This window comes from Streptomyces hilarionis, from assembly GCF_024539675.1.
Classification (GTDB): Bacteria; Actinomycetota; Actinomycetes; order Streptomycetales; family Streptomycetaceae; genus Streptomyces; species Streptomyces hilarionis.
Map to the genome: position 1 here is coordinate 1 of NZ_JAHHIT010000442.1, position 452 is coordinate 452.

Here is a 452-nt window from a genome sequence, read left to right on the forward strand (position 1 = left end):
GTTTACTGGCGTTCGATCTAGCAGGCGCCCAAGCAGGTGCCGTTCTCGGCACGGCGTTGGCTATAAAAATGACGGCCTATATTGGCGTAGCGCCCATTGCAGCGGCTTTTGCAGAGCGCCTGCCTCGCAGAGCCATGCTGGTCTCGCTGGATCTGGTGCGGGCGCTGGTCGCGCTTGCTCTCCCGTTTGTGACCGAGGTTTGGCAAATCTACGTGCTGATTTTCGTCCTTCAGTCCGCATCGGCAGCGTTCACTCCAACGTTCCAAGCGACCATTCCAGACATCCTGCCGGATGAAGACGACTACACCCGTGCCTTGTCGCTATCGCGTCTGGCTTACGATCTCGAAAGTGTCGCGAGCCCGATGCTCGCTGCCGCGCTCCTGACGGTGATCAGCTTCCACAGCCTTTTCGCCGGCACGGTCATCGGCTTCCTCGCTTCTGCCGCCCTAGTC

The 452-nt window shown here is 60.0% G+C and carries 1 protein-coding gene; it reads left to right on the forward strand.

Going from position 1 to position 452, the window contains the following annotated elements; translation table 11 throughout:
* Positions 1 to 452, forward strand: a 452-nt coding sequence (locus KMS84_RS43890; RefSeq protein ID WP_256921319.1) for an MFS transporter, incomplete at both ends; no start/stop codon positions are given.